Origin of the sequence: Paenibacillus shunpengii, assembly GCF_042684905.1 — a bacterium.
Classification (GTDB): Bacteria; Bacillota; Bacilli; order Paenibacillales; family Paenibacillaceae; genus Paenibacillus; species Paenibacillus shunpengii.
This window is the reverse complement of sequence record NZ_JBHUMJ010000002.1, coordinates 3,024,716-3,042,289: the sequence shown is the minus strand read 5'-3', so window position 1 is coordinate 3,042,289 and position 17,574 is coordinate 3,024,716. Positions and strand designations below refer to the sequence as shown.

General features: G+C 45.6%; 19 protein-coding genes. All 19 read left to right on the top strand.

What is annotated here, in order from left to right; all coding sequences use genetic code 11:
- Window position 1 precedes the first annotated feature (1 nt).
- Entirely contained in the window at window positions 2-1,105 is a 1,104-nt protein-coding gene (gene aroB / locus ACFSVM_RS14150; protein WP_090723970.1) for a 3-dehydroquinate synthase, read from the top strand.
- Window positions 1,105-1,482, top strand: coding sequence for a chorismate mutase (gene aroH, locus ACFSVM_RS14145; RefSeq protein ID WP_090724514.1), 378 nt, complete (start codon window positions 1,105-1,107; stop codon window positions 1,480-1,482). Before aroB ends, aroH begins: the two co-directional genes overlap by 1 nt.
- Before the next feature lie 462 nt (window positions 1,483-1,944).
- Window positions 1,945-3,495: an anthranilate synthase component I gene (gene trpE / locus ACFSVM_RS14140; RefSeq protein ID WP_090723972.1), complete on the top strand. Its 1,551-nt coding sequence runs from the start codon at window positions 1,945-1,947 to the stop codon at window positions 3,493-3,495.
- A gap of 16 nt (window positions 3,496-3,511) precedes the next feature.
- On the top strand, window positions 3,512-4,561 hold the full coding sequence (gene trpD, locus ACFSVM_RS14135; RefSeq protein ID WP_076312885.1) for an anthranilate phosphoribosyltransferase: 1,050 nt from the start codon (window positions 3,512-3,514) through the stop codon (window positions 4,559-4,561).
- The gene (trpC, locus tag ACFSVM_RS14130) at window positions 4,551-5,354 is read left to right on the top strand and encodes an indole-3-glycerol phosphate synthase TrpC (protein ID WP_076312884.1); all 804 of its coding nucleotides are present in this window, start codon (window positions 4,551-4,553) and stop codon (window positions 5,352-5,354) included. Before trpD ends, trpC begins: the two co-directional genes overlap by 11 nt.
- Entirely contained in the window at window positions 5,351-6,037 is a 687-nt protein-coding gene (locus tag ACFSVM_RS14125; protein ID WP_076312883.1) for a phosphoribosylanthranilate isomerase, read from the top strand. Before trpC ends, ACFSVM_RS14125 begins: the two co-directional genes overlap by 4 nt.
- Window positions 6,034-7,230, top strand: coding sequence for a tryptophan synthase subunit beta (gene trpB, locus ACFSVM_RS14120; RefSeq protein ID WP_090723973.1), 1,197 nt, complete (start codon window positions 6,034-6,036; stop codon window positions 7,228-7,230). The genes ACFSVM_RS14125 and trpB overlap by 4 nt, the downstream gene beginning before the upstream one ends.
- Window positions 7,231-7,238: 8 nt before the next feature.
- Window positions 7,239-8,045 (top strand): tryptophan synthase subunit alpha, encoded by an 807-nt coding sequence (trpA, locus tag ACFSVM_RS14115; protein ID WP_076313517.1) that lies wholly within the window; start codon window positions 7,239-7,241, stop codon window positions 8,043-8,045.
- 49 nt (window positions 8,046-8,094) lie between these two features.
- Window positions 8,095-9,192, top strand: a complete 1,098-nt coding sequence (gene hisC / locus ACFSVM_RS14110; protein ID WP_076312881.1) for a histidinol-phosphate transaminase — start codon at window positions 8,095-8,097, stop codon at window positions 9,190-9,192.
- Between the two features lie 9 nt (window positions 9,193-9,201).
- Window positions 9,202-10,314 (top strand): prephenate dehydrogenase, encoded by a 1,113-nt coding sequence (locus ACFSVM_RS14105; protein ID WP_090723975.1) that lies wholly within the window; start codon window positions 9,202-9,204, stop codon window positions 10,312-10,314.
- Window positions 10,315-11,242: 928 nt separating this feature from the next.
- Window positions 11,243-11,836, top strand: coding sequence for an RNA polymerase sigma factor (locus ACFSVM_RS14100; protein ID WP_076312879.1), 594 nt, complete (start codon window positions 11,243-11,245; stop codon window positions 11,834-11,836).
- Window positions 11,833-12,456 (top strand): anti-sigma factor family protein, encoded by a 624-nt coding sequence (locus ACFSVM_RS14095; protein ID WP_076312878.1) that lies wholly within the window; start codon window positions 11,833-11,835, stop codon window positions 12,454-12,456. The genes ACFSVM_RS14100 and ACFSVM_RS14095 overlap by 4 nt, the downstream gene beginning before the upstream one ends.
- On the top strand, window positions 12,453-13,052 hold the full coding sequence (locus ACFSVM_RS14090) for a histidine phosphatase family protein (RefSeq protein WP_090723976.1): 600 nt from the start codon (window positions 12,453-12,455) through the stop codon (window positions 13,050-13,052). Before ACFSVM_RS14095 ends, ACFSVM_RS14090 begins: the two co-directional genes overlap by 4 nt.
- Window positions 13,053-13,159: 107 nt before the next feature.
- Complete coding sequence (locus ACFSVM_RS14085; protein WP_090723978.1) at window positions 13,160-14,251, top strand: hypothetical protein; 1,092 nt, start codon at window positions 13,160-13,162, stop codon at window positions 14,249-14,251.
- Window positions 14,252-14,295: 44 nt separating this feature from the next.
- Entirely contained in the window at window positions 14,296-14,475 is a 180-nt protein-coding gene (locus tag ACFSVM_RS14080; RefSeq protein ID WP_047911150.1) for an IDEAL domain-containing protein, read from the top strand.
- A 215-nt stretch (window positions 14,476-14,690) separates the two neighbouring features.
- Complete coding sequence (locus tag ACFSVM_RS14075) at window positions 14,691-15,143, top strand: DUF2487 family protein (protein WP_177178678.1); 453 nt, start codon at window positions 14,691-14,693, stop codon at window positions 15,141-15,143.
- A 185-nt stretch (window positions 15,144-15,328) separates the two neighbouring features.
- Window positions 15,329-15,871 carry a QcrA and Rieske domain-containing protein gene (locus tag ACFSVM_RS14070; RefSeq protein WP_076312874.1) on the top strand — a complete coding sequence of 181 codons (543 nt, stop codon included), beginning with the start codon at window positions 15,329-15,331 and terminating at the stop codon, window positions 15,869-15,871.
- Window positions 15,872-15,886: 15 nt separating this feature from the next.
- Complete coding sequence (gene qcrB / locus ACFSVM_RS14065) at window positions 15,887-16,558, top strand: menaquinol-cytochrome c reductase cytochrome b subunit (protein WP_047911153.1); 672 nt, start codon at window positions 15,887-15,889, stop codon at window positions 16,556-16,558.
- A gap of 19 nt (window positions 16,559-16,577) precedes the next feature.
- Window positions 16,578-17,456 (top strand): menaquinol-cytochrome c reductase cytochrome b/c subunit, encoded by an 879-nt coding sequence (locus tag ACFSVM_RS14060; RefSeq protein WP_090723982.1) that lies wholly within the window; start codon window positions 16,578-16,580, stop codon window positions 17,454-17,456.
- The last annotated feature ends 118 nt before the right edge of the window (window positions 17,457-17,574 follow it).

The following is a 17,574-nucleotide window of genomic DNA, read 5'->3' as shown; positions in this document are numbered from 1 at the left end:
CATGAAGACGCTGAATGTTGACCTGGGCGAGCGTTCATACCCTATTTATATTGGAAGCGGGCTGCTTGCTAAGACAGGCAGCCAACTGGCTCAGCACGGAGTAAGCAGCAAGAGTCCGATCATGGTTATTACGGATGATCAAATAGCACCGTATTATTTGCAGATTGTGAAGGATTCCTTAGAGCAAGAAGGCTACAAGGTTGTATCCGCCGTGGTTCAGAGCGGAGAGACGTCCAAGTCTCTCTCCGTTTACACGGAAATGATGACCCTTGCGATCGAAGGAGGTCTTGATCGAAGCTCGGCTATTCTAGCCCTTGGCGGAGGAGTCGTCGGTGATCTGGCTGGCTTCGTAGCCGCTACATATATGCGTGGGGTTCGATTTGTGCAGATTCCGACAACAATCCTTGCTCATGACAGCAGTGTAGGGGGTAAGGTAGCGGTCAACCATCCGCTTGCCAAAAATATTATCGGTGCATTCCACCAACCTGAGTTTGTTCTGTATGATGTGGATACGCTGAAGACGCTGCCTCCACGGGAAGTTTCGGCAGGTCTTGCAGAAATGCTGAAGCACGGACTGATTCAAGACGAGGATTTTGCCTACTGGTGTGAAGAGCATGCGAATAAGCTGCTCTCCTTAGATAAGGACTCACTTGTGTATGGGTTGCTGCGCGGCTGTTCGATCAAGGCAGATATCGTATCCCAGGACGAAAGAGAAAATGGGATTCGGGCAACGCTTAACTTGGGTCACACAATTGGTCATGCGATTGAAGCGATCGCAGGTTATGGCAAATTTCTTCATGGTGAGGCGATCTCGATCGGGATGGTTGGTGCCGCACAGCTCGGAGTATTAAGAGGAGCTGATCCGGCGCTATACACTACGACCAAGCGCATGCTTGAAGCATTGAATCTGCCGACTTCACTTCCGGCAGACATCAGTACAGATGATATTCTGGCTGCCATGATGCATGACAAAAAATTTAGAGAAGGCCTAATGGTCTTTATCATCCCGACCAAGATCGGTGAAGTTGTCGTTGCGAATGATGTTCGGGTACAGGACGTCAGGGATGTTATAGATGGGCTGAAGGAAAGAGGCGTAAACGTATGATGTACACAAGAGGTATACGTGGGGCAACGACGGTAACGAGCAACACGGAAGTTGAAATCATGAAGGAAACTTCGAAGCTGCTTGAAGAGATCGTAGAACGTAATCAGCTTGAGCCGGAAGCAATCTGCAGTGTATGGATTACACTTACGCAAGATCTTGATGCTGCATTTCCAGCCAAAGCGATCCGTGAGCTGGATGGATGGGAGCTTGTGCCCTTAATGTGCTCCCTGGAGGTTCCTGTCAAAGGGGCACTGGAGAAGTGCATTCGCTTTATGATCCATGTGAATACAGCGAAATCACAGAAGGAAATTCAGCATGTTTATTTAAACGGTGCGAAGGCACTGCGTCCAGATTTGGCTGCTTCCGCTGAAAGCTAAAGGGTAAATAGAACCTTGCCAAAACGAGTTAAACTATGTATAGTGAACTGTAGCAGAGATGAGAAGAGTTTAGACGTTTGATGAGTAGAGCAGAGCTTAGCCATTATCAGAAGGCTGTGGCCGGCAGTGCATAAGGCATGACGGTAGCATGGCTGATGAAATGGGAGAAGTCCTTGGCCTTTAAGCATAAGGCAAGGCCTTTGAAGAGTTGAGAAACAGGAAGAATAAGAATATAGATACCCTGATTAGCTGTAAGTACAGGATTATTAATAATAGATTCTGCTACTGATGTTATTGGCGTAATCACTATAGGGTAAGTATATTTTCTTTGGGTTTCTTATGCTTACATACTCATATATTCGTTAATGAACCTCTACAGTCTCGTAGAGGTTTTTTTGCATACACGCATACTTCTTGAACTTCATCTTTCGCCCATCTTAAGCTCAAGGGAGTGTTTTAAGGATGTTGAATATAGAAGCACAAGAGGTACTTAGACAAGCCAGGGAATATAATCTGATTCCTGTCGTTAAGCGAATTCTTGCTGATATGGAGACACCCATCCGATTATTCAGCCGGTTCGCAGAGCAGGAATACGCATTTTTGCTAGAGAGTGTGGAAGGCGGGAGCAATTGGGCGAGATATTCATTTATCGGCACCGATCCATTCATTACGATCTCCGGTAAGAACGGAGTTATTACTGTAGAGCACGATGGACGAAGACAACAAATGGAAGGCAAGCCGATAGAAGAGCTAAAGGCGCTGCTCAGGCAGTACCGAAGTCCTATGGTGGACGGATTGCCGCCGTTTACGGGCGGAGCGATCGGTTTTTTCGGATATGACCTGCTGCAGTATTACGAGAAGCTGCCGAAGCATGCGGTTGATGATCTTCAGATGGATGATATTCAGTTTATGTTCTGCGACCAGGTCATTGTATTTGACCATGTGAAGCAGCAGCTGCTGTTAATAGGCAACGTTCATGTAGCACCAGGGGATCGGGATGAGGATATTCTGCGTAATTATCAGCTAGTGGATCAGAAGCTGGAGAAGCTCGCAAGGATATTAGCGGATGAAGGACCGAAGGAAAATGCCAATCGTCATTCTATGCCAAATGGGGTGGAACTTGGTGATGTGAAGTCAAATCTGACAAAAGATCAGTTTATTTCCAATGTTGAACAGGCTAAGGAATATATCCGTGCAGGGGATATTTTTCAAGTAGTGCTGTCCCAGCGCTTTCATATTGAGACCGAGGTATCTCCGCTTCAGGTATACCGGGTGCTTAGAACACTGAATCCATCACCGTATATGTATTATTTAAAGCTTGGAGAAGAAGTAATCGTGGGCACCTCGCCAGAAGCGCTTGTCAAGGTCGACGGCGGAAGGGTTCAAACTAGGCCAATCGCTGGCACGAGACCGAGAGGAGCAACAGCTGCGGAAGATGAGCGTCTAGCTCAAGACCTGCTTCAGGACGAGAAGGAATGTGCAGAGCACCTGATGCTCGTTGATCTCGGCCGTAATGATATCGGAAAGGTCAGTCAGTTTGGAACCGTAAAATGCGATTCATTTATGGAGATTGAGAAATACTCGCACGTCATGCATATGGTGACGAATGTATCCGGTACGATAAGGGAGGATAAGGATTTCTTTGATGCTTTTCTATCCTGTCTACCGGCAGGTACTGTATCCGGTGCACCGAAGCTGAGAGCCATGCAGATCATTGCAGAGCTGGAGCGTGAAGCACGTGGTGCCTATGCTGGAGCGATCGGATACTTAGGCTTCAGCGGGAATATGGACTCCTGTATCACGATTCGCACGATTATATTCAAGGAAGGCAAGGCCTATGTTCAGGCAGGGGCTGGCATCGTCTGGGATTCGGTTCCCGAGATGGAATATGAAGAGACAGTAAACAAAGCGAAGGCACTTCTAACGGCAATTCGATATGCTGAACAAATGTTTCCAAAAGCAGCTGTGCCACAGAACTACGCGAATCAAGACTATATTTATACATCTAACTGATAAGGAGGAGATCACGATGAGCACCATCATCACAGGAAATGCTGTTCAGCAAGGCCTCATGAGCATCATGGAAGGCAAAGATCTAACGCAGATTGAAGCAAGGAATGTCATGGGTCACATTATGAGCGGAGAAGCGACTGCAGCACAAATCGGCGGACTGCTGACGGCTCTGCGGCTAAAAGGAGAAACGGTTGATGAAATTACTGGATTTGCTGAAGCAATGCGAGAATCCTGTTCGAGAGTCCACACAGAGCAGAACAATCTGCTGGATACCTGTGGAACCGGGGGATCAGGGATCAGCAAATTCAATATTTCAACGGCTTCCGCCATCATCGCCTCCTCTTTATCCGTACGGGTTGCGAAGCACGGGAACCGTTCTGCAAGCGGAAGAGCAGGGAGTGCGGATGTACTCGAAGCACTAGGAGTTAACATTCATCTGAATCAAGAGCAGGCGAGAGACTGCCTGGATGCGATCAATATTTGTTTTTTATTCGCTCAGGTATATCATCCTTCCATGAAGTATGCGGCTGCACCGCGTAAGGAACTGGGGGTAAGGACGATCTTTAATCTGCTTGGGCCGCTTACCAATCCAGCTGGAGCAGACCGGCAAGTACTCGGGGTATATGACGTAACCAGAACAGAAGCCATTGCGGAATCGCTCGGCAGACTTGGACTGAAACGGGCACTCGTCGTAGCAAGCTATGATGGACTTGATGAGATTAGTATTTCAGACCGGACGAAGATATCGGAATTAAAGGATGGAGCTGTTCAAACCTATGATATTCACCCTGATGATCTGGGACTTAAGGTATATCCTTTGCAGCAGGTCCTTGGAGGAACAGCTACTGAGAATGCAGACATTATTAAACGTGTGCTCTCCGGCGAGCAGGGAGGATATCGGGATATCGTTCTTGCAAACGCAGGGGCTTCCATCTATGTAGCAGGACTTGCAGGAAGTATCGCAGAAGGGGTTCACTTGGCCAAAAATGCCATTGATTCCGGTAAAGCATCCGATAAATTGACACAGCTTATACAGAAGACGGGAGAGTATGAATATGTATCTTGATCGAATTGTCGCAACGAAGAAGGAAGAAGTCGCAGCATTATCCAGTGTATTCGACATGAACGAGGCAGAAAAAAGGATTGCGGCACTGTCGGCTACGAGAGGCTTCGAAAGAGCATTGTCCAAGGAGCATGCGAGGGGAATGGGGCTGATTGCTGAAGTAAAGAAGGCCTCTCCGTCAAAAGGATTAATTCGGAGTAATTTCGATCCTGTCGACATAGCCCAGGCATATGAGGCCGCAGGTGCAGATTGTATGTCGGTGCTGACAGATATCCATTACTTTCAAGGGAAGCCCGAATATTTGACAGCAATCCGTCAGCAGGTTAACGTTCCGCTGCTGCGCAAAGATTTTATTATTGATGAGAAGCAAATTGCGGAAGCCCGGATCATCGGTGCGGATGCGGTTCTGCTTATTGCAAGCATACTGGATTCAGCCCAGCTGTCTAAATATATAAGCTATGCACGGGATTTGGGCCTGGATGCACTCGTAGAAGTTCATGATAAGGAAGAGTTACTACGTGTTCTGGATATTGGCAGCGCAACTCTAATCGGGATTAACAACCGCAATCTTCGTACATTTGAAACTCGACTTGAAACGACCGCTGAACTTGCAGACCTTGTGCCTGAGCATGTCACCTTAATCAGTGAGAGCGGCATTCGCACACCGGAAGATGTGGAATATGTGAAGCAGGCAGGTGCCAAAGGCATCCTTGTCGGCGAGCAGTTTATGCGCCAGGATAATGTGAGTCAGGCTGTTCTTGAGCTTATGGGTGCAGGGGAACAGGTGAGGAAATGACGGTACAGAAGGATCAACCACTTCTAAAAATTTGTGGACTTCAGGACGTTGAAGTGCTAAAATCAATGAAGCACTTAACTGTTGATTTTATTGGGTTTGTATTCGCGAAGTCAAGACGCCAAGTATCTGCGGAACATGCAGCGCAGCTCTGTAAGGTACTGAATGAATGGGAAGCCATACCTTCTCCCAGATCAGCAGGGGTGTTTGTTAATCCTGATTGGGAAGAGCTTACAGACGTACTCGATCAAGCTCCACTGGACGTGATTCAGCTGCACGGACAGGAATCCCCGGATTTTTGCCAGAAGGTCAGAGAAGTGCTTGGGGTACAGGTGTTTAAAGCTTTCTCCATTCACGAGAATCAGACTCCAGGCATGAGTGCCCATGATCAGCTGAACCCGTATAAAGGTAAAGTAGATGCCATTCTGCTCGATACTTACGATGGAGTATATGGCGGGGGATCCGGTAAGACCTTTGCTTGGGAGAAGAGCCTGCCCTATCAGCAGTGGGCTGATCGTACGGGAATTCCGCTGTTTGTAGCCGGCGGACTTGATGCGGAGAACGTAACCGGGCTTGTGCGTCGTTATGCTCCGGACGGAGTAGATGTTTCAAGCGGCGTTGAGACAGATGGACATAAAGACATCGTTAAAATGACAGCTTTTGTGGAGAGGGTGAAGAAGGCATGACGCAATTACCGGATGAATATGGTCGTTTTGGTCCTTTTGGAGGGCGGTATGTGCCGGAAACGTTAATGAATGCCCTGATCGAATTAGAGCAGGAGTATAAGCGTTTTTCAGAGGATCCTGAGTTTAATGAGGAATTGAACTATTTGCTGAAGCAGTATTCGGGCAGGGAAACTCCTCTTTATTATGCAGAACATTTAACCCAGCAGCTTGGCGGGGCCAAAATATATTTGAAGCGTGAGGATCTAAACCATACGGGTGCTCATAAAATTAACAACGCACTGGGACAAGGACTGCTTGCTAAGCGCATGGGTAAGAAAAAGGTCATCGCTGAAACAGGGGCAGGACAGCATGGGGTGGCAACAGCAACGGTTGCAGCACTGCTGGGCTTGGAATGCAAGGTGTTCATGGGAGAAGAGGATACGAAGCGTCAGCAGCTAAATGTATTTCGGATGAATATGCTGGGAGCTGAAGTTGTTCCCGTCACATCGGGCACCCGGACGCTGAAGGATGCAGGGAATGAAGCTCTTAGGTACTGGGTGAGTAATGTAGAGGACACCTTCTATATTCTCGGTTCAGCAGTCGGACCCCATCCATATCCGCTGATGGTTCGTAATTTTCAGCGCGTCATCGGAGACGAAACGAGAAGACAGATTATTGAAGCAGAAGGAAGACTGCCTGATAAGATTGTAGCAGCTGTCGGTGGAGGCTCTAATGCAATCGGCATGTTCTACCCATTTTTAAATGACGACTCCGTAGAGCTTATTGGCTGTGAAGCTGCAGGCAAAGGCGTCGATACGGAATTTCACGCGGCTACGATGAGCAAGGGAACACATGGCGTATTCCAAGGTTCAATGAGTCTCTTACTCCAGGATAAATTCGGACAAGTTCAGGAAGCACACTCAATTTCAGCCGGGCTGGATTATCCAGGGGTCGGACCCGAGCATTCCTATCTCAAAGAGATCAAGCGTGCTCAGTATGTTCCGATTACAGACAAGGAAGCGCTGGATGCACTTCAATTACTCAGCCGTACAGAGGGAATTATTCCTGCGCTCGAATCCGCTCACGCAGTGGCAGAGGTGGCCAAGATTGCACCAGCCATGGAGAAGGATCAGATTGTGGTCATCTGTCTATCCGGCCGGGGAGACAAGGATGTTGAATCCATCATGAAATACACGGGAGGTCAACTCTCATGAGCATACAGTTGAATCTAATGGATCTTACGTTTGAGAGGCTCAAATCTGAGGACAAAACGGCACTGATTCCTTTTCTTACGATTGGTGATCCCGACATCGAGACAAGTATTGAAATTATACTCGAGCTGGAAGCAGCAGGAGCTGACGTCATCGAGCTTGGTGTTCCATATTCGGATCCTCTTGCAGATGGACCTGTTATCCAGCGGGCTTCTGAGCGTGCATTGAAGCAGCATATTACCATTCGCACATGCATGGAGGCAGCAAGAAGAGCCAGAGAAGCAGGGGCGAAGCTGCCGTTTGTACTGTTTACTTATTATAATCCTGTTCTACAAACCGGACTGGAGACTTTCTTTGAATTACTGAAAGCTCACGATATCAGTGGAATCATTATACCTGATCTGCCAATTGAGGAGTCGGAAGAAATTAGAGCCTATGCAGACAAAGCTAATATCCACCTTATACCTCTGGTGGCTCCGACATCAAAGACAAGAATAGAGAACATTGTTAAAAAAGCAAGAGGATTCATCTACTGCGTATCATCGCTCGGTGTGACAGGAGAAAGATCCTCGTTCCACCGGGAAGTTGAAGAGTTTATTGACACGGTAAAATCGTACACTTCTCTTCCCGTTGCTGTTGGCTTTGGCATTTCAAGCCGTGAGCAAGTGGAGCGGTTCTCTAAGCTATGTGACGGGGTTGTCGTAGGGAGCGCGATCGTTAGACAGATTGAGACAAGCATTCCATTACTGTCAGATCCGGCAACCAAGCAAGAGGGGCTTTTGCAAATCCGGAATTTTGTGGCACAATTAAAGCTGTAGCGAATGCTGCAGCTATTCTTATTAAGTATACAGAGGAGGGGCTTTAACAATGAAACCTAAATCACAGATCGTTAACATACCCGTCTATAAACCAGGGAAGCCCATTGAAGAAGTCAAACGTGAACTGGGGTTAAGCGAAGTGATCAAGCTTGCCTCCAATGAGAACCCTTATGGCAGCTCGCCAAAAGCAAGAGAAGCGATTCAGGCTGAGCTGATGAATTTAAGTATTTATCCTGATGGAAGTGCCGGAGATCTGACAGCTGATCTAGCTGAGCATCTTCACGTAGGCAGAGAGCAGATTATCTTCGGAGCAGGCTCGGATGAAGTCATTGCCCTCATTACCAGAGCGTTCCTTGTGAGCGGGGATGAGACAATCATGGCCGACCAAACATTCTCCGTTTATAAGAGCAATGCTGATATTGAAGGCGCAGTTAGCATAGAGGTTCCGCTGGTTGATGGCAAGCATGATCTTGAAGGAATGCTGGAGAAAGTCACCTCAAAGACGAAGATTATCTGGGTATGTAACCCAAACAATCCAACGGGAACGATCGTATCGGAAGCTGAGCTCGTATCCTTCCTGGACCGAGTGCCACAGGATATCATGGTAGTGCTTGATGAAGCATATTATGAGTACGTAACGGATGCAGCATATCCGCAAACGATTCCTCTTCTCGCTAAATACGCTAATCTTGTGGTGCTGCGCACATTCTCTAAAATATATGGACTTGCTGCGCTTCGCATTGGCTACGGTGTTGCACAGCCTGAGGTTATCTCGCTGATCAATAAGGTAAGAGAACCGTTCAATACGAATCGATTGGGGCAGTCCGCGGCCCGCGCAGCTCTGAGTGATCAGGCTTTTATTACACAATGCCGTGATCTAAACCGTGAAGGAGTAACGTATTTGCAGGGCGAATTCGAGCGTCTTGGAATCCACTACTTTGCTACGCATGGCAACTTTATTATGGTGGATACAGGCAGACCGGCCGGAGAGATGTTTGATGCTTTGCTTAGACAAGGGATTATTGTTCGTCCAGGTTTCCAAGTCTATCCAACCTATATCCGAGTATCTGTCGGTGCCAAAGAACAGAACGAGGCTTTCATCAAGGCACTGGAGCAAGTGCTGAAGGCTGAAACAACTGGAGTGTAACGGCTGCTTATGAATGGATCAGAGAATCATACACAAAAAATAGCCATTTTCGGGGTGGGACTCATTGGTGGGTCCCTTGCCTTGTGTTTCAGAGGAAAACCCGGAATTACCGTCGTAGGATATGCTCACGAGCCTGCCCTCCAAGAACGATACATGCAGAGCGGCGTATTGGATGAAGTAACGTTGTCAATTGAGGAAGCCGCTATGGATGCGGATTATATATTTTTAAGTGTACCGGTTGGAATGCTAAATTATTATCTTGAACATCTCAGCAAGCTTCCGCTTAAGAAAGGCTGCGTCATTACGGATGTGGGGAGCACCAAAGCTTCAATTACCTCGGCTGCAAAATCCCTTGATTTCCAGGATGCTTATTTTATCGGTGGCCACCCCATGGCTGGGTCCGAGAGGTCGGGTGTTGAGGCGGCTTCTGCCTTGCTGTTTGAGAATGCATATTATGTATTAACTCCTTTGGAAGGGGTTCCTGAGCATGTGTATAATGCACTGAAGGAGCTGCTTGCCCATACGAAAGCACAGGTCATTCGAGTTGATCCGAAGCATCATGATGATATCGTTGGAGCGATCAGTCATTTGCCGCATATCATCGCGGTAGCTCTGGTCAATCAGGTCAGCGGGTATAACGAGGCAGAGCCGCTGTATCAGCTGCTTGCAGCCGGAGGCTTCAGGGATATAACCCGGATTGCATCCAGTGATCCTCTTGTATGGAGAGATATATTATTAAGTAATCGGGAAGTGCTTCTGCGATTGTTCAAAGATTGGAATATGCAGATTCAGCGGTTTACTGATATGATAGAGCATCAAAATGGGGAAGCGATTGAAGAGGCATTTCGGTCTGCAGGCGCGTTTCGTAATCAGCTTCCAGAGCGAAGAAAAGGCGTTATTACCTCATTGTTTGATATTTATATTGATGTACCGGATACGCCAGGAATTATTGGCAGGATTGCAACAGAGCTTGGAACAGCGGCCATCAATTTGAGCAACATGCAAATTATCGAAAGCCGGGAGGACGTGCCGGGGATCTTAAGGCTGTCATTCAGGCAGGAAGAGGACATGGAACGTGCGGCACAGCTGCTGATCTCCCAGAATTACACCGTTAGAAGCTAGGAAGCGTGCAAGCGGCTTTCTGGCTTTTTATATTGCCTTCAACATGATTCTCAAACCTAATAAAATCGCTTTAACTGAGCAAATGAACAAGATAATAAATTAATGTATAATAATGGTTGACAAAATGAAAACGTATACATATAATAAAAGTACAGTATGGTTTCTCTCCACTCCTATCCAATAACTGAGTTGCTCTGAAAATGGGCAACGGGTCGTGAACTCGGTTCACGGCCTCTTTTTTTTATGAAGAGGAGGAGCTGTTCCAGCAGTAAAATATTATCTTCATGCGTCAATCACTTCAGTGAACCTCTCACTTATATCGTTTAAATCACAGAGGAATTCTCCCGCTATATAATTGATTTCTTTATTATGGGAAAGTCGCTCCTAACGAGCGGCTTTTTTTTGCATTTTAATATATTTCTTCTTTGCGATTTAAGCATAATTCAAAAATTAAATTCCAATTTACCTGCAACTATTTCCAGTTCAATTCCGTCTTTAATTTAGTAGTCGTTTAAGGTATGGATATGAAGAAAAAGGCTGGCCTAGGCTGAAAGTAACGATGTATATGAAGTTTACAAAAATTTAACTATTTTATTGGGAAACTATGGTCTGTTATATGGTATAATGTTCCTTGGTCATAAAGTCATGTTTAGGAAAGTGTTACTACATATGGGATGGAAATATGCAGCAAGTACAATCTGCACCTCCTTTCTACCATTACATTTTTGTCATTTATTTATAAATTTTCAATTTGGATGAAGATTCAAAATTCCTTTCAACGAAATTTGTCTGCCGTTTCTATACGGTCTGTCTTTATAACGGATTGTTAGACGTAATTATAGAAAGCGTGATCCCAATACTTATAAGTTGTTCTTAGATGCCTTGCATGGGAGCAGGCTAAGGATAGGCAAGGAGGAGTATAGGCCTAATGGATGATTCAGAGCTGATCAAGGAGATTAAAGAGGGGAATATTGATTTATACTCAGAATTAATGAAGCGCTATGAGCGTAAGATGTATGCTTTCGTATATCACATGTTGAGAAGTTCAGGACTTGAACATTTAGCTGAAGATCTAGTATCTGAAACTTTTTACAAAGCCTACCGGAGCTTGCATTCTTTCCGTGAAATTGATGCATCCTTCTCTACATGGGTGTATACTATTGCTAGAAATACGGTTCTTAGTGAGCTTCGCAAACAACGAACTGCAAATATTCCACTTGAAGAGAGCGGCTTTATGCCAATTGCTTCTGCAGACACAGTCCCTGAACAGGCGATGCTTACGAGTGAACGTGTTGTGAAGGTGCGCGAAGCAATTAACAATCTGCCTGACAAGCAGCGTACTGCAATCATTTTAAGAGAGTATGACCAACTAGACTATCAAGAAATATCTAATATTCTAGGACAGACGGTAAGTTCTGTTAAATCCTTGTTGTTTCGTGCTCGAATGAGTGTCAAGAATCAATTGCAGTCTTATTTCTTTGAACCGATTTACGAGGAATACGAGGGGATGAAGAATCAATGAATTGCAGCGATGCCCGAGAGCATATGGCAATGATTTGGGATCTGCCTGCACATCACCCAATAAGGCTTGAATTTATGCAGCATATTCAGGGATGTAAGGCATGCAGGACAGAGTATGAGGAATGGACTGAATTGTATGAGCTGATCCCTATGACTGCTGAACCAATACCCGAGAAGAAGATCCAATCTATGCATACCAAAGTCATGGATCGGATCTATAAGGATAATCCGAATATTCAGAAGAGCGATGTGAGAACCTATCCATTGTTGCCACAGCCAGTGAACCATCGGTTATCGATTTGGATATCTGCATGCCTGGCATTGTTTCTGTGCAGTGTTGTCTTTATGACTTCAAGTCTGGGCTCTGGCATGGGGGAAGTTGCCAAGCAGCAATCGGGTATTGTTCCGACGGCTGTAGCGAGTTCCTCTACATCGTTATCTTTTTGGCATCAAGATGAAATTAGAACAAGCGGTATAATGGAACCATTAGTCGTTGGAATGAAGGCGTACCCTGAACATTGGATGATTCTGTCTCTAATTGCTTTGGGAGTGGCGTTATTCTCTCTTCGACGCATCCATCATGGTCGGGCGATCACTTCTCGAGAAGGGAGCAAGCAATGAGAATAGGTCTTATTCGTCATGGATTGACTGACTGGAATGTATTAGGTCGTATACAAGGTCAAAGTGATATTCCGCTGAACGAGGAAGGAAGGCAGCAAGCAAGACTGCTGGCTAACAGACTTCTTGAGGAAGCTTACAAGTGGGATTACATCATTACCAGCGGATTGTCACGTGCGCAGGAGACAGGTGAGATTATTTCCGGCATTTTGAATACACCTATGCTGCCTCCAGATGAGCGTCTTAAAGAAAGATCCTTTGGTCAGGCTGAAGGACTTACTGCTCTGGAACGTGAAGAGAAGTGGGGAGTGGATTGGAACCTGCAGGATCTGGGTCAAGAGAAAGAACCTGCAATGCAGGCGAGAATCTTGTCCTTCATGAATGACTTAGCAGAGCAATACCCTGATCAGCATATTCTAGTGATATCCCATGGTGCACTGCTTGCTCAGTTGTACAGGGCTTTGTATGAAGACCAGTATTCGGAGCGGATCGGCAATTTGTCACTAACGATTCTGGAGAAGGCCGAGTCGGATTGGAATCCACTATTATATAATTGTACGAAGCATTTACTAGCAGCAGATTCTGTTCACGAGAAGTAGCTTTAAGCGGTAACCCGATAATATTTCGGGTTATTTTTTTTTGCGAATTTGGAATAAATGTTGTAATAATTCCCATAATGGTAGTAAAACGGCGAGGCGATGGAACAATGAATTTAGCGGATCTTCTCACATATGCCGATATCGGTCAGCTGAACCGCATTGCGGACCATTATGAGTGCTCAAGTAAAACCAATTCAAAACATGAATTGATTCAAAGCATCTTAATTACGTTAGGCAGCAAATCCTTCGTTGAAGAACAGGTGGAGAAGCTTCCGATCGGACATCTTTGTTTTTTGAATGCTTTGTTATTTGACCCAAGAGCCAGCTTCAGCATGGAAGAGCTGACTGCGCTTGCCAGACAAGCCATTGATCCGAAGGGCGGACAACCCGTCTCATTTTTCAGAGATATCATTGTCCATTTCACCAAGTCCGGATGGCTATTTAATGGCTCGACTCATCAGACGCGGTATTTGTATCAAGTACCTAATGATTTAAAGGTTAAATTTCTCCGCATATTGCAGGAAAGATTTTTACACTCGATGGTAAACATAAATGAACCTTCTGCTTATCGGGATGAACACCACCTGTTGGCCGAGGATCTCAGACAGATGTTAAAGTACATTGATCAATATGAGATTCCTTTGAACCAGGAAGGTTTTATGTACAGGCGTACTCAACAACAGCTGATGGAATTTCTGAACATTCAGGAATCTCTTCTCGGAAAGGGAGGGTGGCGCTTTGGATATGGCCGCACTTATAAAGAATACCCGGACCGATTAGCTCTCCTGTACGACTATGCGTACCATCATCGATATGTAACTGAACATGATGGACTGCTTGAACTGACTTCAGAGGGCAGAGCCTCGATGGAAAAAGCACTGGAAGAAGAGATGATACAGCTATTCCGCTTTTGGTTAAGACAGTATAAAGGGGCTATACCCAATGTAGCATCCGTCGTTTATTGGATTGGCAGGTGTGCTGAGAGGTGGGTCACAGTATCATCGCTGTTGGAAAGCATAGGGGATTTGGTACATCCGTTCTACTATGATTCCAAGGAAGTCGTTTTTACGCAGCGTATATTACAGATGCTCTTGCATTTAGGAATGATAAGGTGCGGAGATTCCGAACAGGAAGGTCAGGCTATACAAATGACGGCCTGGGGGAGCAAAATATCCAGCTCCAATGTCATCCTTCCTTGATTTCGGAGAAAATTGGATAAAACAATTGGTTGGAGGTGCATCCTATGGATAAAATGAAAGTTACTTACGAGGTCATGTTAGGACTGGCTGCTGAGATGGTGTGGGACGAGGCATTAAAGAAACATCGAAGTGAAAAGCTCTTGGATGAAATTGATAAAGCACTGGCATCGGGGGATGAAGTGGCTTTTCGTAACCTGACGGATGAACTGAGATTAATTAACTAACGAATAAAGGTCATGTTTTGCCTATAGACCCTAGTCAATTTCATAACTCATTTAGTTCAACCCCGCTTATATATATGGCTGGAGTCTCACCATATAATAAGTGGGGTTTTTGTGTTTTGTAAATATCATTCAATTCCTTGAATCTCTTTCCATCTGGTAGAAACAACCATTATAATAGAGACAGAATAACAAGCATGATAGGGAGGAATATACGTTTGAAATTCAGCGAGATCAGACCAGAAGAATGGGTGGAATGGAAGCCTTACTTGGATACATGTATTATTCCCTATACAGGCCTAACGGGACAGGAATCTCCTATTGAAGCTGTAAGCGCTTTAGAAAATCTAAGAGATTTTCTTGATATCGTTGAAACTCCATTCAAAGGACGGGTAGTCACGTATCCGGCATTTCATTATACGGCGGAGGAGCATTTGAACTCCTTAAATGATGTATGCAGACAATTGAAATCGAGCGGATTTAAGTTTGTCATCATCATGAGCACAGGACAAGAGATAAATCCCACCGAGGTTTCTGCTTCAGATTTGATATTTACATGCCCTAAATGTGAAATTTCGGTGAGAAGCAGCAAGGAAGAATCAGCAGAAAAAATCAATCAACTGTCACAAAAAATACATCGTGAGGTGTATCGATTATGGGGATTACAATAGATTGAAATAAATTGTGACAAAATACCAACATTTTCAATATAACGCTTCCATTCTTTATTTTAAAATGTGTGACAAATTCTTGACGGTCAATGGAGGCTAATATATGATTATGTATGTCCTAGTAATTTGTGGAATATTTTAAAAGAACAATGAAATAATTGGATGAAAAAGGGGGTTGGAAGAGGATGAGCAATCATAAAGACAAAGAGCACCAACTGCCAAAACCACCCGGTCGTAAAGAGATGTCACGCAGACAGTTTCTAACTTACACTTTGGGCGGTGCGACGGCTTATATGGCTGCGGGTGCAGCTCTGCCGATGATCCGTTTTGCTGTAGACCCGATACTGCAGAAGGATGACGAAGGCGATTTTGTAAAAGTCATTGAAGTGAGCAAGGTCACGGATGAGCCTCAGGAAGTGACTTTTGAGCTTAAGCAGCAAGATGGCTGGTATCTAAGCAATTCGTCCTTGGTTGCCTGGATCAGGAGGGGTGAGGATGGAGTCATTTACGCCTTATCGCCGATCTGCAAGCATCTGGGTTGTACCGTGCGATACAATAATAACCCGACATTCCCAGACGAATATTTCTGCCCATGTCATGGTGCGCATTATACGAAGGAAGGCAAGCAGCTGGAGGTTGCTTCAGCGCCGCTTGATGAATACACCGTTAAGGAAGAGGAAGGCTGGGTGTATCTCGGAAGCATTGTTCCAAATACTAGAGTCCAATAGGGAGGGCGTGAGTAGATGTTTAAGAATATTTACAACTGGGTCGACGAACGTCTGGACATTACCCCGATTTGGCGTGACGTTGCTGACCATGAAGTACCTGAACACGTGAATCCCGCTCATCACTTCTCGGCTTTTGTTTACTGTTTCGGCGGACTTACGTTTTTCATTACGGTAATACAGATTCTATCCGGCATGTTCCTCACGATGTATTATGTACCGGATATCATTAACGCTTATGCGAGCGTAGAGTTCTTACAGACCCAGGTTGCATTCGGTCAAATTGTACGGGGCATGCACCACTGGGGAGCTAGTTTGGTTATAGTTATGATGTTTCTACATACGATGCGGGTGTTCTTTACTGGTTCGTACAAAGCGCCTCGCGAAATGAACTGGGTAGTCGGGATGCTGATCTTCTTTGTCATGCTTGGCTTGGGATTAACAGGATATCTGCTGCCCTGGGACAACAAAGCGTATTTTGCGACTAAGGTTACACTTGAAATTGCAAACACGGTGCCTGTACTTGGCCCGGTTATCAAGGAACTTTTACAAGGCGGGTCCATTGTTGGAGCGGAAACTTTAACTAGATTCTTTGCTCTGCATGTATTCTTCCTTCCGGCTGTTCTGCTCATTCTGCTTGTTGGGCATTTTATCATGATTCGCAGACAAGGTATCTCCGGACCACTATAATCGAAGGGAGGATAAGCCTATGGCACACGGGAAGAAATCAGATGAGAAGGTTGTATTTGTTGGTGATTCTCGGGTTCGCAAGGGAGAGGGCTTTATTACTCCGCCTGACTATACGTCATATCCGGGTAAATCCGAAGCATTCATTCCTAATTTCTTATTGAAAGAATGGATGGTAGGTGTCGTCGTTCTGGTTGGTTTTTTAGTACTGACCATTTCGGAGCCTGCTCCACTCGGATATCCAGCTGATCCAAGTGCTAACGTCATACCGATGCCGGACTGGTACTTCTTATTCTTATATCAATACTTGAAATATCCATACGCATCAGGAGATTATGTCGTACTCGGTACACTCGGTGTTTCTGGGGTCGCGTTCGGTGCACTGCTCCTGGCTCCTTTTCTTGACACGGGTAAGGAACGCCGCTTCTATAGAAGACCGATTGCCTCCTCGCTCATGCTGTTGTCGATAGTTTCGGTTATCTACTTAACGAATGTTGCCTGGACACACTACAAGCATGAGCTTGAAGCTACGGGACAGGAGCCGGAGCATATTCAGCGGGAGAAGGAAGCAGAGGAGAGGCACGCGGCAGGCGAGTCCACATCATTTGCTCCGTCTCAGCAGGAGGATGAGATCGCGATTGTCGAGCCCGATGCTGCGGGAGCTGAGATTTATAAGAAAGCGACCTGTGTAAGCTGTCATGCCGTGGACTTGAAAGGGCAGGGTGCTCCGGCGCTGCTAGGCACCGGTGATAAGCACAGCCAGGAAGAAATTCTCACGATCATCAAAGAAGGTGTAGGTGGAATGCCGGCTCAATATGATAATAATATTGCCCAAGGTCTCACGGATGAAGATATTAACACCTTGGCAGAGTGGCTTGCACTTCAGAAAGCAGGACAGTAAAATAAAGGTTATAGCTGAAAGCCTGACTGCAGCCGCAGTCAGGTTTTTTTTCAGAATGTAGACATAATGTACATACTCTACTTCATATTGCAATTTTGTCAGAGGGGGATACAGGTGT

What these genes read in the sequence shown, in the direction of transcription:
- ACFSVM_RS14060 (WP_090723982.1), top strand. Translation starts at nt 16,578, where the DNA reads ATGGCACACGGGAAGAAATCAGATGAGAAGGTTGTATTTGTTGGTGAT.
- aroB (WP_090723970.1), top strand. Translation starts at nt 2, where the DNA reads ATGAAGACGCTGAATGTTGACCTGGGCGAGCGTTCATACCCTATTTAT.
- ACFSVM_RS14090 (WP_090723976.1), top strand. Translation starts at nt 12,453, where the DNA reads ATGAGAATAGGTCTTATTCGTCATGGATTGACTGACTGGAATGTATTA.
- qcrB (WP_047911153.1), top strand. Translation starts at nt 15,887, where the DNA reads ATGTTTAAGAATATTTACAACTGGGTCGACGAACGTCTGGACATTACC.
- ACFSVM_RS14125 (WP_076312883.1), top strand. Translation starts at nt 5,351, where the DNA reads ATGACGGTACAGAAGGATCAACCACTTCTAAAAATTTGTGGACTTCAG.
- trpC (WP_076312884.1), top strand. Translation starts at nt 4,551, where the DNA reads ATGTATCTTGATCGAATTGTCGCAACGAAGAAGGAAGAAGTCGCAGCA.
- ACFSVM_RS14100 (WP_076312879.1), top strand. Translation starts at nt 11,243, where the DNA reads ATGGATGATTCAGAGCTGATCAAGGAGATTAAAGAGGGGAATATTGAT.
- trpB (WP_090723973.1), top strand. Translation starts at nt 6,034, where the DNA reads ATGACGCAATTACCGGATGAATATGGTCGTTTTGGTCCTTTTGGAGGG.
- aroH (WP_090724514.1), top strand. Translation starts at nt 1,105, where the DNA reads ATGTACACAAGAGGTATACGTGGGGCAACGACGGTAACGAGCAACACG.
- ACFSVM_RS14070 (WP_076312874.1), top strand. Translation starts at nt 15,329, where the DNA reads ATGAGCAATCATAAAGACAAAGAGCACCAACTGCCAAAACCACCCGGT.
- ACFSVM_RS14105 (WP_090723975.1), top strand. Translation starts at nt 9,202, where the DNA reads ATGAATGGATCAGAGAATCATACACAAAAAATAGCCATTTTCGGGGTG.
- ACFSVM_RS14085 (WP_090723978.1), top strand. Translation starts at nt 13,160, where the DNA reads ATGAATTTAGCGGATCTTCTCACATATGCCGATATCGGTCAGCTGAAC.
- hisC (WP_076312881.1), top strand. Translation starts at nt 8,095, where the DNA reads ATGAAACCTAAATCACAGATCGTTAACATACCCGTCTATAAACCAGGG.
- trpD (WP_076312885.1), top strand. Translation starts at nt 3,512, where the DNA reads ATGAGCACCATCATCACAGGAAATGCTGTTCAGCAAGGCCTCATGAGC.
- ACFSVM_RS14080 (WP_047911150.1), top strand. Translation starts at nt 14,296, where the DNA reads ATGGATAAAATGAAAGTTACTTACGAGGTCATGTTAGGACTGGCTGCT.
- ACFSVM_RS14095 (WP_076312878.1), top strand. Translation starts at nt 11,833, where the DNA reads ATGAATTGCAGCGATGCCCGAGAGCATATGGCAATGATTTGGGATCTG.
- trpE (WP_090723972.1), top strand. Translation starts at nt 1,945, where the DNA reads ATGTTGAATATAGAAGCACAAGAGGTACTTAGACAAGCCAGGGAATAT.